This window comes from Lujinxingia litoralis (assembly GCF_003260125.1).
Taxonomy (GTDB): domain Bacteria; phylum Myxococcota_A; class Bradymonadia; order Bradymonadales; family Bradymonadaceae; genus Lujinxingia; species Lujinxingia litoralis.
The window spans coordinates 1,016,245-1,030,606 of record NZ_QHKO01000001.1 but is presented as its reverse complement, the minus strand read 5'-3'; the positions used below and the strand labels follow the sequence as shown (position 1 = coordinate 1,030,606).

The window sequence follows — 14,362 nt, the reverse complement described above, 5'->3', positions numbered from 1 at the left end:
GTGCTTCAGTGCGTGGGCTCGGGCTCGGTGTGTTCGGCTTCACTGGCCTCGGAGGCCTCCGAAGGTTCCGACGACTCCGAGAGTTCCGCATCTTGGGGAGAGGATTCTCCGGCATCTTCTGCCACGTGGGTTGCGTGCTCGGCGAGGCTCCCATCGGAAGCGGCGGAAGCCGAGGCTCCCTCGGATTCGCCAGCGTCTTCGGCCTGAACGTACGCGAGGGGCTTGGTGAAGATACCGGTGGTCTCCCGATCGAAATCCTCGAGTTCGTCGTCCGAGGGGGCGTGAAATACCCCGGTGGGTTGATCGTCGACGGGCGTGTATGCCTGGTGTTGCCAGCGGTGGACCGTGTCGACCAGGTGCTCGATGTAGCGGTCCCGTTCGGAGAGCTCGTCGCGGGTGCGCACGAAGAGCTCTTCCATGTCGGCACGGACCTGCTGGTAGAGGTAGGTCATCTGCTCCAGCTGCTCGTGAATTTGATCGAGGCTGCGCTGGTGCGTGGCCTGCTCCCGAGCGGTTTGCTGACCGAAATCGTAAGGCTGAGGGGGATCAAAACCGGGGCGTCGACTCCGCTTCTCCAGCGCCCAGTGGTTGAGTGCCTGGTATTGTGTGGTCTGCTCCCGCTCGGAGAACCCTCCGCCGGATTCGACCACGTCTCCAAAGCCCGGGTTGCGCTGGGAGGGGTGCTGGCGAATCTGCAGGTCCGAGATCAGACTGTGCAAGCGCTCCACCAACCCGGCGTAGGGCATGCGAACTTCGCGCAGCGTCGGCGGTGGCATATGGGCGTCACCGCAGAAGAGCATCTCCACGTTGGAGGTCTCTCCCTCGTGCTCCCAGAGGTGTTCGTTGATGCCCAGCCAACGCCCGGGGCGTTGGTCGGTATGCTCGGCGCTCTCCTCGCGAGGGGCTTCTCCCACCCACAGGCCGCTTTCGTCGGGAGCTTCGGCTTTCTTGCGCATGGCGTAGGGACGCTGCCCACTGCCCTCGCGTTCGTAGTTGTAGTCGAAGACGTAACTGTAGCGCGGCTGCTGAAGCACCGAGACGACCGTCTCAAAGTTCTCGTTGAGGTTGCCGATCTGGGGCACCCGGTCGTCGCTGCGGTTGATCTCCACGGTTTCGGCGTTGTCGGTGTAGCCGTAACGCGGCAGCAGGCTCTCGACCCCCTCGATGTTGCGGCGCTCGATGGCGCAGACATACTCCCCGCCGGGCTTGAGTACCCGTTTAATCTCCGCCAGCAGGTTGAGATCGGTGACCGGGGAGGTGGGGTCTAGGCAGAGCACCATGTCGAAGGTCTGGTCGGGAAAGCCCAGCTCTTCCCAGAACATCACATGAAAGTCGAGTCCCTGCTTGGCGTGCTTGACGCGCGCCAGCTCCAGGACTGCCGGTCGGTGATCGATCGCATCGACGTGTTCCGCGCCCAGTTCCAGAAGCAAGGAGGAGCCGATGCCGGTGCCACAGCCAATATCAAGCACGCGTTTGCCATCAAGGCGTCCGGAGAGCAACGCGTAGCGTGGGAGCAGGCTGTGCCACTCGCCGTCGAGGGTATGAATGCCAAAGTAACGAGTCATAGGACCTGCCCGCCAGGTGAGTGAAAAAGTCGGTTGCCGCTGCGCCGGGAGTATAGAGGAGGTCTTTCAACCGACGCAACACAGCGGGGGCGGGCAGGGAGGGATTAAAATCGCAGACCCCATTCGGCGCGATAGCGCAACCAGCGATAGGTGAGCCAGGCGGTCAACGGGACTCCGGCGTACAGAAACGACGCCGAGAGCAGCGCGCTGAGCGCAACCGTGGTCGTGGCGGAGCCCAGAGCCATGTAGCCTTTGGAGCGGGCGTTTTGTTTGGTCATTTCAGTGCGTCGCATGATGGCGTACCTCGTGCGCAGAACAGCTTAATTCGATGAAGTCGTCAGATATCCAGCAGAGGGCCTGATGGCAGCCCCTCATGGCCTAGCGCCAGGAACAACCTTAAACACCTTTGCGTTCATGAGGATTCCTGTCGGTCCAGATTGACGGCCCGGAGCGCTTCGGGCATCACAGGGCGGCGCCAGCGCCGCGGGGGTGCCGGTAAGATATGACGTAACGCGAAGGTCTCAGGAGTACGACGATGGTCATGGAGAAGATGGCGGTAAAGATGTTGGAGCGGCTGCCCAAGAACCTGGTCAGCCGGGCCTTTGGTGTGGTTAGCGATGTGGAACTGCCCCGGCCCGTCCAACAGGTGGTCAATCGCTCCTTCGCTGAGCTGGCCGGTATCAATATGGCCGAGGGGGAGCATGGCCCCGGGCAGTACGATAGCCTCAATGCCTACTTTACCCGGCGTCTGCGTGCGGGGGCGCGCCATATCGAAAGTGATCAGCCCGATACCCTGGTAAGCCCGGTCGATGGCAGGATTGGCGCCTTTGGAAACATCAACGCCGGTACCTTGCTTCAGGCCAAGGGGCGCACTTATCGTCTGCTCGACCTGGTCGACAGCGCCGAACGGGCCGAAGCCTTTGACGGCGGATCGTTTATGACGATCTACCTCTCGCCACGGGACTACCACCGCATTCACGCGCCGGTGGCCGGTCAGGTCGATGAGGTGAGCTACATCCCGGGGTACCTGTTCCCGGTGAATCCTTTTGCGGTGCGCAATATTGATGAGCTCTTTGCGGTCAACGAGCGCCTGATCAGTTACCTGGAGACCGAAAAGCTCGGTCGCATCGGTGTCGTGAAGGTTGGCGCGACCTGCGTGGGGCGCATCGGGCTGGCGTTCGACGGGTTTGAAACCAACGGGACCTTCCGTCGGCGAGAGGACTTTACCCCACGGGAGGAACTTCATGTGGATCACGGTGATGAACTCGGGGTGTTCAACCTGGGCTCCACGGTGATTTTACTGATCAGCGAGCCGGATTTCCGCTTCCGCGAAGATCTGCGTTTTGGCGACGTGGTCCGCCTGGGGCAGTCGCTCGGGGCTCTGAAAGGATAAGCAGGGGAGCCGGTCGACGCCGGGTGGCGAGTCAGGCACTTGTGAGCGTCCCCCCCCTGCGTTACACTCGCGGAGCGTAAACACCCGGTGAAATATCACGCGCCAGGCCAGCGCGTCGCGGCCTCCAAAGCGCTCCGAAAGAGCGGGGCGCTGGTCGACCTTTCCAGGGGCTATTCTGCACCCGACCGGGGCAGCGAGGAGTTTGAATTCGTGCCAAATTCTGCGGATAAGACCCCCGAGATCGGGCCGAACCTCGAAGAGGAGAGCGATGTGATCGAGTTGACCGAAGAGGTCAATAAGATCGCGCCGCGTCGCGGACCAGCGCCAGAACTCGATGCATTGAGTCTCGAAATGCCCGAGTTTCGGGTGCCGGAGAGCTCTCCCGATGATGATGACGATGCGGTGACCACGCGCGTCGACGGGAGTATCCTGGACGCTCAAGCCGGCTATGATCGCCAGGAAATGGTCAAAACCATTTCCATGGCTCCCGTGCGGCGTGAAGACCTTGAGGCACTCGCCCCGCGGCGTGCTCCGGAGCTTGATCATAATCTCAGTGATGCGCGCTTTGCGCCCGACATCGTTACCGCGCCCCCACGAGTGCTGATTAAGCGCTGGAACGACGGCCTGCCACTGGCTGCGCTCAAGCTGATCGGTCCTCCTCCGCCCGGATCGCCTCCACCGGTGGCGGCCGCCGCGCTTTCCTCTCCGCCGGCTGGTGCAATCCCGCCGGCGCCCGAGCCCCCGTCGCTCGAAGAAGAAAGCGATGTTCTGGAACTCGACGAGATCGAACCGATCAGCGAGCCCCCACCGACTCGTCCGCCCGCCAGCGCGCCGGCTACCCCGCCCCCGGTAGAGAGTGCTTCAGTCGAGACCTCTTCGGTGGAACAGGAGGTGCCGGAGGATGAGATCCCCTTTGTGCCCCTGGTGCCCGAGGGAGAAGCAAAGGCGCCTCCTGTTACGCTGGAGAGCGAAGCCCGGGCTCCGGCGGTGGCCGGTGGCGGTGACCCCGAGCTGCAGGGGCTGGTCAAGGAGCTTCTCGAAGAGAAAAAGACCAAGAATGCCGGCCCGCGTACGCGTCGCCTTCGCCCGAGGGACGTGTGGTTCCAGGAGGTCTTTTCCGAGGAGTACCTGCGCACGATCCCGAAGTCGATCGGTAAGCGTACCGGCCAGGAAGTCGATTTCATCCGCAAGAGCCTCAAGCTCAAAAAGGGCTCACGCATTCTGGATTTAGCCTGTGGATTTGGTCGTCACGCCATCGAGCTGGCAGAGCAGGGCTACGAGATGGTGGGCATCGACCTCTCCATGCCGCTGTTGCAAAAAGCGCTTGGCGATGCCAAGCGCCGCTCTGCCAATGTGAAGTTCATTCACGGCGATATGCGTGAATTGAACTTTAGCGAGGTCTTTGATGGCTGCTACCTCTGGGATACGTCGGTCGGTTATTTCGACGATCGCACCAACCTGAGGGTCTTTCAGGGGATTCAGCGCGCGCTCAAGCCGGGTGGTCGCATTGTGATCGATGTGATCAACCGCGATTACGTGGTGCGTGAGACGCCCACGCGCCTCTGGTGGGAGGGAGAGGGATGTATCTTTTTGGAGGAGAGCGAGTTCGATTTTCAGACGAGCACGCTTCACGCCAAGCGCTCCTTTATCTACGAAGATAACTCCCCTCCGCTGGAGCAAAACAGCTACATCCGACTCTACAATGTTCATGAGCTGCGCCAGATGTTGCATGTGGCCGGGTTTCAGATTCTGGAGATCAGTGGCGAGCGCTTCCACAAGGGCTATTTCCTCGGGGCGTCGAGTCGTCGAGTGATCGTGTTGGCGGAGAAACGCGTTCGTAAAGAGCCCGCCTAACCTGTCCATGCTTCGACGGCCCGTCTGAACTCGGGCGAAGCATGCAAGGAAAGAAAAAGCGGCCCCTCCGATGATTCGGAGGGGCCGCTTTTTTAGTGGATGATGCCTCGGGCTCCTTGTGTGGCGCGATGAGAGCCACCGGTCCACACAAGGGGGAAGCTTAGTTCTGCGGTACTTCGTGTTCGCCGACGGCCTTGAGCTCGATCAGGCCGTTCTCCGAGGACACAAAGCCATCCGCCATCAGCTGGTAGGTGCCTTTAAACTCATAGGACTCGCCGGCTTTGAGGCGAATCTTTTTGAGAAAGTCGTTGGTGTAGCCTACCGCCATCAGCTCGTGGCGCGCGTCGGCGTCGTCGCGGATCATCAGGTGGGGTTGCGGACAGAACTCTCCGCGTTTTTTAGCGCGCCCGGGATCGCAATCGCCCTTGATCTCAGTGACGACCGCCCGCACGACGACGTCCTGATCCAGGTAGCGCTCGCGATACCCGACAAGGCCTTCCACTCGCAGGGTGTCGTCGTCGTTCTTCTCGCGAATCTCGAACGCACTCGCCGGAGGAGGCGCCGGCAAATCCACCACGGCCGGCGGGAGATTCTCATCGACCGGAAATTCCTCGGTAGGTACCGAAGGAGCGTCGGGCTGACAGGCGCTCCCCCAAAGGAGAGCGCTGGAGAGCAGGAGGGCGGTGATCGATGGGCGCATGCTCGGACCTCTTCGCGACGAATGACGTTATTTTCGGGCGGGCTCGGCGGTTACGTTGTGGTCCTCCCAGACCTGCCCGTTGAGGGCCGCGACTACGTCGCGGAAGTACTCCCGGCGCACGTGAACGAAGGAGTAGGTGTTCTCGATCTGAAGCTCACCGAAGTCCTCCGGGTCCATGCCCGACATGTAGCATAGCATGGTGATCAGGTCTTGATCAGAGCCGAAGGTGGTGCTGCCCAGGTTCAGATACATCTTTCGGGTATCGGAGGGGGCAGCAGCTTTCGGTGCCGCCACCGCCGCTGGCGGAGCAGCCGGGAGGGCAGTCGTGCTCTCGGCGCTCGCCGCGCGAGAGCGACGGCGGCTACGCTGGCGGCGAGGACGCGGGGCCTCTTCTTCGGCAGGCTCGGGCTCGGGTGCGACTTTTTCTGCGGTCTTCTCTTCGACCTTCTCGGGAGCTTCCACCGTCTCGGGCGCCGCAGACGACGCGCGGCTGCCTCGGGAACGACGACGTGCGCCGCGACGACGGCGACGGCGGCCTCTGGAGCCTTCGTCTTCGGAGGTTTCCGGCGCGGGCTCGGCGGTCACCACCGGCTTCTCGGGCTCTTCCGTGGGTTCCTTCGCTTCGGCCTTTTGGGGCTTCTCCGGCGTGGCTTCAACCTTCTTCTCGGCCGGCGCTTCAGGCTTCTTGGGGGTTACGACAGGCTCTTCGGGAGCCTTAGCGGCCGGCGGCTCAACCATCGGGGCCTCCTGAGCCTCAATGGCTTCTGCCTGCTGGGAGACCGGCGCGATTCGCTCGACGATTTCGACCTCTGCCGGCGCAGCGACAGGCTGGCCCTGCTGGGCGCGCTCGGCGATGGCGAGCAGCCGGGCGATGGTGCGGACCGGGTCGAGTTCGCCCTCTTCCTGGCTCTCGTGGAGGAGCAACTCGGCGATGCCCATATGCGCCCCGTAGGGCAGATCGGTGTGCTCGGAGAGCGTGTTGGCAATGCGCGTAAGCCCACGGCGCTGGCGAGCTTTCATGATCTCGACCGGCGTTGGCAGGCTCTGCTCTTGGAGATCGACGGCGTACATCTTGCGCACCTGGAAGAAGGTCGCGACCTCATTGGGAGCGATCAGGCTGATGGCCTTGCCCTTCTTGCCGGCACGACCGGTACGACCGGTGCGGTGAATGTAGACTTCTGCGGAGTCCGGGAGCACGAAGTTGATCACGTGGCTAAGATCGGAGATGTCGATCCCGCGGGCGGCCACGTCGGTGGCCACGATGTAGTCAATCTTACCCTGGCGCAGGGCAGCCAGGGTCTTCTCGCGTTCCTTCTGCGGGAGATCACCGTTGAGGACCTCGGCCCGGTAGCCGTGGCGCTTCAAAAACGAGGTCACCATGAAGGTGTCGTCTTTGGTGTTGGCAAAGATGATCGCGCTATCGGGTTCCTCGTACTCCAGAACCTTGAGCAGGTCGCGGGGGCGGCCCACACCGCGTACCGGGTAGTAGGAGTGGGCGACGTCGACCGAGGCCACCGAGTCCGAAGAGAGAAGGACATTCTCCGGGTAGAAGAGCGTTTTGTTGCCCAGGGCTTTAATCTCATCGGTGATCGTGGCCGAAAAGAGCAGGCTCTGACGCTCCTCGGGCAAAAAGGCCATGATAGCTTCGATGTCATCACGAAAGCCCATGGAGAGCATTTCGTCGGCCTCATCCAGGCAGAGCAACCGGAGCTGACTCAGATCGATTTTGCCGCGCTCACACAAGTCGATGAGGCGACCGGGAGTGGCGACGACGATCGAAGACTTCTCCAGCTCTTCGTACTGACGCTCGTAGGACGTACCCCCGTAAATCGCGGTTGCCTTGACGCGCTTAAACTGCCCGAGACGCTCAAACTCGTTGCAGACCTGTTGGGCCAGTTCGCGGGTTGGGGCGAGCACCAGCACATCCGTGCGCCCGGGCTGGGGCTCAAGCATCTCGATGATGGGGATGCCAAAGGCCGCCGTTTTGCCGGAGCCGGTCTGGGACTGCAGGATGAGGTCGATGCCCGCCAGAATCAGAGGAATCGCGGCGACCTGGGCACGGGTTGGCTGCTTGTAGCCTACCGCATCGAGCGCACGGCGCATCTCATCGCTGAGGTAAAAGTCGTCAAAGGTGTGTTCAGCGGTCGTCAGCATGTTCCTCATTCTCGTCAAAAATACCCGGAGTGGGGGCGCCCAGTGCGCCAGACGCCAGCTCCTCAAGGGATCTGGCGCGCGTCTCACTTACCTAATGTCAGGCCCACTCGCAAGGTGAGCAGGGGGGCGGCTAGCCCTGGTCACGTGCTTTGCGCAGCCGGTCGATCGACGCGATCAACGATTTCAGTCCCTCGTCGAGGTCCTCATCCATGACTCGGGCGTGCCCGTGTTCGAACGCTTCCACTACCTGCGGAGGGGGAGGGCTGTGGCGATGGCCGGAGCGTTCATCAAGTTCGATGGCCAGGCGTTCCACCGGCCAGGGAGCATAGCGCTGCACGCGTCGAAGCAACGCCATGGGGCGGCGTTGCCATTCGTCGGCCAGTGCCGGATGACGGACCGCGACGGTGAGGGTGCCGTCGAAGAGGCTGCGCGGCTCGCACAGATGAGTGAGTTCTTCTCCCACCATGGTGGGCCACACCTTTTTAAGAAACTCGCGGGTTGGTTTCGGCAACTCACCGCGTTCCTTTCCGGCGCGCGCGGCTTGCTTGAGGATGTCGTCCCACATTGATGATCTCCATCTGAACTCGGTCTGATCTCCTTATTATACCCTTCACCTTCGTTGGCAAAGCTCCGCAGCCCGGAGACTTCTGAAAGGGGCCGGCGTAATGTTTTTTGCAGGTCTTAATGTCGTGTAAGTGGTTGATGTTGTGTTTGTTTTGTCGTTTTTTTGGAGTGTTTGGTCGTTTTTGAGAGGAAAAATGTCAAAATGTGGTTGACACAATCCGGGGCCAGGGCTACAACCCAAATCGTGCTGAGGCGGTGAGAAACACAACGCCAACGCAGTACAGAGATAAATCCCTCAAAGGCGCGTAGCTCAGTGGGAGAGCACTTCCCTGACACGGAAGGGGTCGGCGGTTCAATCCCGCCCGCGCCTACTCAAATCGACACCGAAAAAAAAGACCGCAATAAGGTCTTCGGGCCGAAATGAAAACTGAGAAAAACAGGCTGGCGGCCCCCTCGCTTCGTGCGTAAGGGGGCTGCTCTGGTATGTGGATGGGGTTTTTGGGGCGGCGCTTCCATAAACCCCCGCTTAGAGCTTTGATCGAGGTCCATGGCGGATAAAGAACCGAAGATTAATCGTCGCATCCGTGCGCCCGAAGTGCGCGTGATCGATCCCGACGGCGAGCAGCTTGGCCTGATGAGTTCCGATGAGGCACTCGAGAAAGCTGAGAGCTTTGGGCTTGATCTGGTGGAGGTTGCGCCTCAAGCGCGTCCGCCGGTCGTTCGGATCATGGACTACGGCAAATTTAAGTACCAGCAGAAGAAGCGTTCGGCCGAGGCCCGCAAAAAGTCTTCTCGCGTGGAACTTAAAGAGGTGAAGTTTCGGCCGAAGACCGATGAGCATGATTTCCAGACCAAGTTGCGCCGGGCTCGTCGTTTCCTCGAAGAGAACAACAAGGTCAAACTGACCGTGATGTTCCGGGGACGCGAGATCACCCACCCCGAGATCGCGCGCACGATGCTCCAGCGGGCGGCCGAGGAGCTCGCCGACACGGCTCAAGTCGAGCAGACCACCCGAATGGAAGGTCGCAATATGACGCTCTTCCTTACGCCTCGAAATGTGAGCGTGAGTTAAGCGCCATCGTTCTGCGTACCGAACGTTAAAAAGTGCCGGTCGTCCTTGCTGGCGCCGGCATTTTTTGATCGACTGCGGTTACGAAGGGCGCTCCCGATTCAGAACAGAGTTGTCAGCACAGATTCGATCAGGTAGGAGTGTCCGCCCTTTCAACGGGAGCTTTTGAGTGCGTCGGCGGTCGGCGCACCATCTGTCCAGGAGAATGTTATGTCGAAAATGAAAACGCATCGCGGAGCCGCCAAGCGCTTCAAGAAGACCAAGAGCGGTAAAGTGAAGTACCGCCGCGGTTTCCGCGCCCACATCCTCACCAAGAAGAGCAGCAAGCGTAAGCGCCATCTTCGTAAAGACGGGTACATCCACCCGGCTGACGAGCCGCGCGTTAAGGCGCTGATCGGCCAAGGTTAATCACCTTTCGACCTGCTCAACCTGGCGAAGTACTGGGTTGCCCCAACATTAAGAGGAATCGTTATGCCCCGCGTGAAACGAGGATTTAAAGCCCGCCGTCGTCGCAAGAAGATCTTGCGCGCGGCCAAAGGTTTCGTCGGCGGTCGTCGCCGTCTGTTCAAGAACGCCAAAGAAACTCTGCACCGCTCCTGGGTCTACGCGTACCGCGACCGCCGTCAGCGCAAGCGTCAGTTCCGCCGGCTCTGGATCGCGCGTATCAACGCCGCTGCTCGTCAGAATGGCATGAGCTACAGCGCGCTGATCGGTGGCCTGAAGCACGCCGGTGTCGAACTCGACCGTAAGGTCCTGGCCGACATGGCCGTCTTTGATGCGGCCGGGTTCGCTCAAGTGGTCGCCGCGGCGAAGAACGCGACGAACTAAGTATGGCGCCAGCTGGCGCTGTGCATTGAGTGACGCCCCGTTTCGAATCATCAATCAGGATGAGACGATCGGGGCGTTTGTTTTTTCTTGGCGGTCGACATGCGTGGACCGTCGGGGGTCGAGCCTTTCGATCACCCACATCGATCACCCCGAAGCAAAAGGATAAGGCGCGATGAACGTGGAAGAGCTCAGCAATAAGCTCGAGGCGCTGGCCTCCCTGGCTGTAGCGGCGTTGGCCGAGGCCCCTCGAAGGGAAGATGCGATCCAGATCAAGAACAGTTATCTGGGGCGCAAAGGCCAGGTTCAGGATTTGATGAAAGTGCTGCGCGATCTGGCGCACGAAGATCGGCGCCTGGCCGGTCAGGCCTCGAATGCCTGCAAGCAAGCTATTGAGGGGGCGTTTGAGGCTCGAATGCGGGCGATCGCCGAGCAGGAGCTTGAGCGCAAAATGCGCGAAGAAGCGGTCGATATCACGCTTCCGGCGCGTCCGCTTCAGGCCTCCATGGGGCACCCGCTGCGCCAGATCGAGCAGGAACTCATCGCGATCTTTGAAGAGATGGGTTTCGAAGTTGCCGAGGGACCCGAGATCGAGAGCGACTACTTTAACTTCGAGGCGCTCAACTTCCCGCCGGATCACCCGGCGCGCGATATGCAAGATACCTTTATGCTCGACGACGAGCGGCTGCTGCGCACGCATACCTCGCCGGTGCAGGTGCGCACGATGCAGTCCTACGAGCTGCCGATTCGCGTGATCTCGCCAGGGCGCGTGTACCGCTGTGACAGCGATATTACGCACAGTCCGGTGTTTCATCAGGTTGAGGGCCTCCTGGTGGATGAGCATGTGACCTTTGGGGATCTTAAGGGCACACTTCAGCATTTCGCCGAGCGCTGCTTCGGGGAAGGGACGCCGATTCGGTTGCGACCGAGCTTCTTCCCCTTCACCGAGCCCAGCGCCGAGGTCGATGTGGGATGCATTTTCTGTCGCGGCGAGGGCTGCCGGGTATGCAGCCACTCCGGTTGGATCGAGATTCTGGGCTCCGGAATGATCGATCCCAACGTGTTGAGCGCATCGGGCATCGATCCGCAGCGTTACAGCGGCTTCGCCTTTGGGCTCGGCGTGGAACGTGTGGCCATGCTCAAGCTCGGGGTCAACGACATCCGTCTCTTCTACGAGAACGATCTGCGCTTTTTGGAGCAGTTCTAAGCCGGATTGGGTGACGTTGAGGCAATCGCAGACCTTTTGAACGACGAGTAGATCATGAAAGTGAGCTTGAACTGGCTCAATCAGTGGGTGGAGATCAACGACCTGGACGCCGACGAACTCGCCACGCGCCTGACGCTGGCGGGGCTGGAGGTCGAAGAGGTCGAGCGCATCGGCGAAGGCCAGGAAAAGGTCGTGGTCGGCCGTATCGATAGCATCGAAGAGCATCCCAAGGCCGACCGCCTGGTGGTGTGCAAGGTGGATGCGGGAGAGGACGAGTTACGTCAGATCGTGTGCGGTGCCACCAATATGCAGGCGGGTGATTTCGTACCGGTGGCGCTTCCCGGGGCTGAGCCTCCGGGGATCGATTTTTCGATCGGCGCACGCAAAGTCATGGGTGTTCCTTCGGCCGGGATGCTCTGCAGTGAAGAAGAGCTCGATCTTGCCAGCGAAAGTGAGGGGCTGATGCTCCTGGATCGCTCACTGAAAGTGGGCCAGCCAATCTTTGAGGCGTTGGGGCTCAAGGATGTGATCTTGCACATCGGGCTGACGCCCAACCGCCCGGATTGCCTGAGCCACCGTGGGGTGGCCCGGGAGGTGGCAGCGCTCTACGGGCGTGAGCTTCGTCCGGAAAAGATGCAGATTGCCGCGCCGCTGTGGGAAGGAGACACCGGGGCGGTATCGGAGGCGGCAAGCCTTCAGGTCGTTGACGTTGAGGGGTGTCCTCGTTACGCGGCAGCCGTGCTGGAGGGCGTCAAGGTTGGCCCCAGTCCGCTGTGGTTGCGTCAACGCTTGAGCGCCCTGGGCATGCGCAGTGTCAACAACATCGTGGATGTGACCAACTATGTGCTCATGGATCTGGGGCAGCCGCTTCACGCCTTTGACCTGGATAAGATCGAGTCACAGCAAATCGTCGTTCGTCGTGCCGCGGCCGGTGAGAGCCTCGAGGCGATCGATCATAAAGAGTACAAACTCGACGAGAGCGATCTCGTGATCGCGGATGCCCGGCGCCCGTTGGCGATTGCCGGCGTCATGGGCGGTGCCGACAGCGAGGTCACTGAATCAACTCGCCGTATCCTGCTTGAATGCGCGTATTTTGATCCGCGTTCGGTGCGTCGTACCGCCCGTCGCCACGGGCTGCACTCCGAGTCGAGTCATCGCTATGAGCGGGGCATCGATCCGGGAGCTATTCTGGAGAACCTTCGCGAGGCCGTGGCGCTCTTGGTCCAGGCCCAGACGCATCTGGAGGGCGACGCGCCCACCGTGCGCGCGGGTATTCTGGATGGAGGTCCGGGCGTGGCGAAGGCCGCGGCGATCGAACTCAAGAAAGATCGCGCCAACCAGGTCTTGGGCACCGCCATCGAATCCGCTCAGGTCGAGGGCTACCTCAAGAGCATCGGTGTGGAGGTGGTGGCGGAAGACGACAAGGCCTGGCGTTTTGAGGTGCCGAGCTTTCGTCCAGATCTGGAGCGCTCCATCGATCTGGTCGAGGAGATCGCCCGCCTGCATGGTTTTGATAAGATCGAGGCGACCATGCCCAAGGCATTGATGGGCCGCGCGCACGTGCTCCAGCAGGGGGCGGAGCGTGGCACCATTGTCTCGCGCGCTGAGCGTCGGGCGTTGAGTTGGGTGCGCGATCTGCTGCTGGGGCAGGGGTTGCGCGAGGTGATCAACTACAGCTTCATGGGAGCGGATGACCTCGATCGCCTGCGGCTGGATGAGGGCGACTCCCGTCAACTTGCCCCACGGGTGGCCAATCCGCTGGTGCAGGATCAGGCGCTGATGCGTACCACGCTGATTCCGAGTCTTCTTAACAACTTGAAGGTCAACCGGGCGCAGCGTCGCAGCGACGTGGCGATTTTCGAGATCGGACGCCGCTACTTCATGACCGAAGAGCGACGCACCCTGGGGATCGCGTTGACCGGGCGCAAGAGCAGGCACTGGACGGGGGAGTCGACCTGGGACTTCTTCGACCTCAAGGGGATGGTGGAAGCGCTCGGCGAGGCTTTCGATAGCAGTGATGCCTGCTGGATGAAGCCCGAAGTCGGCGAATCGTACCTGCATCCGGGAGTGCAAGCTGTCTGGAGCGTCGGTCGTCAGCCGGTTGCGTTTGTCGGCCAGCTGCATCCCGCGGTGAGCAGCAAAGAGGGCAGCGACCAGGCTATCTTTGTGGCCGAGATCGATCTGGAAGCGCTGGTGGCGGAGGGCGCCCCGCGTCGCGAGTTCAGTACGCTGGCGCGTTTTCCGGCCGTGGTGCGGGACTTCGCGCTGGTGGCTGATGAAGGTGTGGCCTACGCAACGATCGAAGACGTGATTGAGAAATTGCGTGCCGAGGGTGGTGTCTTTGGAGAGCTCTTCCGAAGCGTGGCACTTTTCGATATCTACACCGGCAGCCCGATTCCGGAAGGCAAGCGGAGTCTGGCCATCAAAGTGACCTATCGGGCTGACGATCGTACGCTCACCGAAGCAGAGATCGAGGCGGCCGATGCCGCGCTCCTTGGGGCCCTGGCAGAAGGGGCGGGCGCGCGTCTGCGATAAGTCACAAAACTTCATTTTTCAGGAGACGGGGCCATGTTTTAGACTGGCCCCGTCTCGCATGTTTGAGTCCCGGGAAGGCGGACACCCCAGGCGCGCGCGCTGCTCCTTTTTGGAGGGTTGCGTGGCGACCCAACCCCGACTACAACCCGGCCGGCCCGGGGGCTTTGATGAGCATCGATTTGAGGAGCTGTAAGCGCATGACTATTACCAAAGCGGACATTGTCGACTCGGTCTACGAGAAGGTCGGGATCACCAAGAAAGAGGCGTCCGATTATGTCGACACCATTTTTGAAGTGATGAAGGAGACCCTCGAAGAAGGGGAAGAAATCAAAGTCAGCGGCTTTGGCAAGTTCGAAGTTCGCGAGAAGAGCCAGCGGGTCGGTCGCAATCCCCGTACGGGCATTGAAATCGTGATCCCGGAGCGTCGCGTGCTGCGATTCAAGGTCAGTCAGGTGCTAAAGGACTCGATCAACGGCAAGCGTTGATCGGGGAATGC

Annotated in this window: 13 protein-coding genes and 1 tRNA gene; 9 read left to right on the top strand and 5 right to left on the bottom strand. The window is 61.0% G+C overall.

Translation table 11 applies throughout. From position 1 onward, the window contains the following. Positions 1–5: 5 nt before the first annotated feature. Both DL240_RS04255 and DL240_RS19555 read right to left on the bottom strand, forming a co-directional pair. Positions 6–1,619 (bottom strand): class I SAM-dependent methyltransferase, encoded by a 1,614-nt coding sequence (locus DL240_RS04255; RefSeq protein ID WP_283808348.1) that lies wholly within the window; start codon positions 1,617–1,619, stop codon positions 6–8. Positions 1,620–1,669: 50 nt separating this feature from the next. After that, positions 1,670–1,858, bottom strand: a complete 189-nt coding sequence (locus DL240_RS19555; RefSeq protein ID WP_146618094.1) for a hypothetical protein — start codon at positions 1,856–1,858, stop codon at positions 1,670–1,672. Positions 1,859–2,100: 242 nt separating this feature from the next. Between DL240_RS19555 and asd the strand changes: the two genes are divergently transcribed. Both asd and DL240_RS04245 read left to right on the top strand, forming a co-directional pair. Further along, positions 2,101–2,958, top strand: a complete 858-nt coding sequence (gene asd / locus DL240_RS04250) for an archaetidylserine decarboxylase (RefSeq protein WP_111728600.1) — start codon at positions 2,101–2,103, stop codon at positions 2,956–2,958. A gap of 210 nt (positions 2,959–3,168) precedes the next feature. Then, positions 3,169–4,812: a class I SAM-dependent methyltransferase gene (locus DL240_RS04245; protein WP_111728599.1), complete on the top strand. Its 1,644-nt coding sequence runs from the start codon at positions 3,169–3,171 to the stop codon at positions 4,810–4,812. A gap of 160 nt (positions 4,813–4,972) precedes the next feature. Here DL240_RS04245 and DL240_RS04240 read toward each other — a convergent pair whose 3' ends face one another. The 3 genes from DL240_RS04240 to DL240_RS04230 form a co-directional block, all read right to left on the bottom strand. Beyond that, positions 4,973–5,512, bottom strand: a complete 540-nt coding sequence (locus DL240_RS04240) for a hypothetical protein (RefSeq protein ID WP_111728598.1) — start codon at positions 5,510–5,512, stop codon at positions 4,973–4,975. Positions 5,513–5,539: 27 nt separating this feature from the next. Further along, on the bottom strand, positions 5,540–7,666 hold the full coding sequence (locus tag DL240_RS04235; RefSeq protein WP_158542342.1) for a DEAD/DEAH box helicase: 2,127 nt from the start codon (positions 7,664–7,666) through the stop codon (positions 5,540–5,542). Between the two features lie 130 nt (positions 7,667–7,796). Next, a complete protein-coding gene (locus DL240_RS04230; RefSeq protein ID WP_111728596.1) occupies positions 7,797–8,231 on the bottom strand; it encodes a DciA family protein in 435 nt (144 codons plus the stop codon). A gap of 298 nt (positions 8,232–8,529) precedes the next feature. Here DL240_RS04230 and DL240_RS04225 point away from each other — a divergent pair. The 7 genes from DL240_RS04225 to DL240_RS04195 all read left to right on the top strand — a co-directional run bounded on the left by DL240_RS04225 (position 8,530) and on the right by DL240_RS04195 (position 14,351). Continuing rightward, a tRNA-Val gene (locus DL240_RS04225) sits at positions 8,530–8,601 on the top strand. Positions 8,602–8,777: 176 nt separating this feature from the next. Beyond that, positions 8,778–9,302, top strand: coding sequence for a translation initiation factor IF-3 (infC, locus tag DL240_RS04220; protein ID WP_111728595.1), 525 nt, complete (start codon positions 8,778–8,780; stop codon positions 9,300–9,302). Between the two features lie 207 nt (positions 9,303–9,509). Beyond that, positions 9,510–9,707: a 50S ribosomal protein L35 gene (rpmI, locus tag DL240_RS04215; RefSeq protein ID WP_111728594.1), complete on the top strand. Its 198-nt coding sequence runs from the start codon at positions 9,510–9,512 to the stop codon at positions 9,705–9,707. 63 nt (positions 9,708–9,770) lie between these two features. Beyond that, positions 9,771–10,127, top strand: coding sequence for a 50S ribosomal protein L20 (rplT, locus tag DL240_RS04210; protein WP_111728593.1), 357 nt, complete (start codon positions 9,771–9,773; stop codon positions 10,125–10,127). Between the two features lie 172 nt (positions 10,128–10,299). Continuing rightward, positions 10,300–11,331 (top strand): phenylalanine--tRNA ligase subunit alpha, encoded by a 1,032-nt coding sequence (gene pheS / locus DL240_RS04205; RefSeq protein WP_111728592.1) that lies wholly within the window; start codon positions 10,300–10,302, stop codon positions 11,329–11,331. 54 nt (positions 11,332–11,385) lie between these two features. Further along, positions 11,386–13,866 (top strand): phenylalanine--tRNA ligase subunit beta, encoded by a 2,481-nt coding sequence (pheT, locus tag DL240_RS04200; protein ID WP_111728591.1) that lies wholly within the window; start codon positions 11,386–11,388, stop codon positions 13,864–13,866. A 203-nt stretch (positions 13,867–14,069) separates the two neighbouring features. Next, positions 14,070–14,351 (top strand): integration host factor subunit alpha, encoded by a 282-nt coding sequence (locus DL240_RS04195; RefSeq protein WP_111728729.1) that lies wholly within the window; start codon positions 14,070–14,072, stop codon positions 14,349–14,351. The last annotated feature ends 11 nt before the right edge of the window (positions 14,352–14,362 follow it).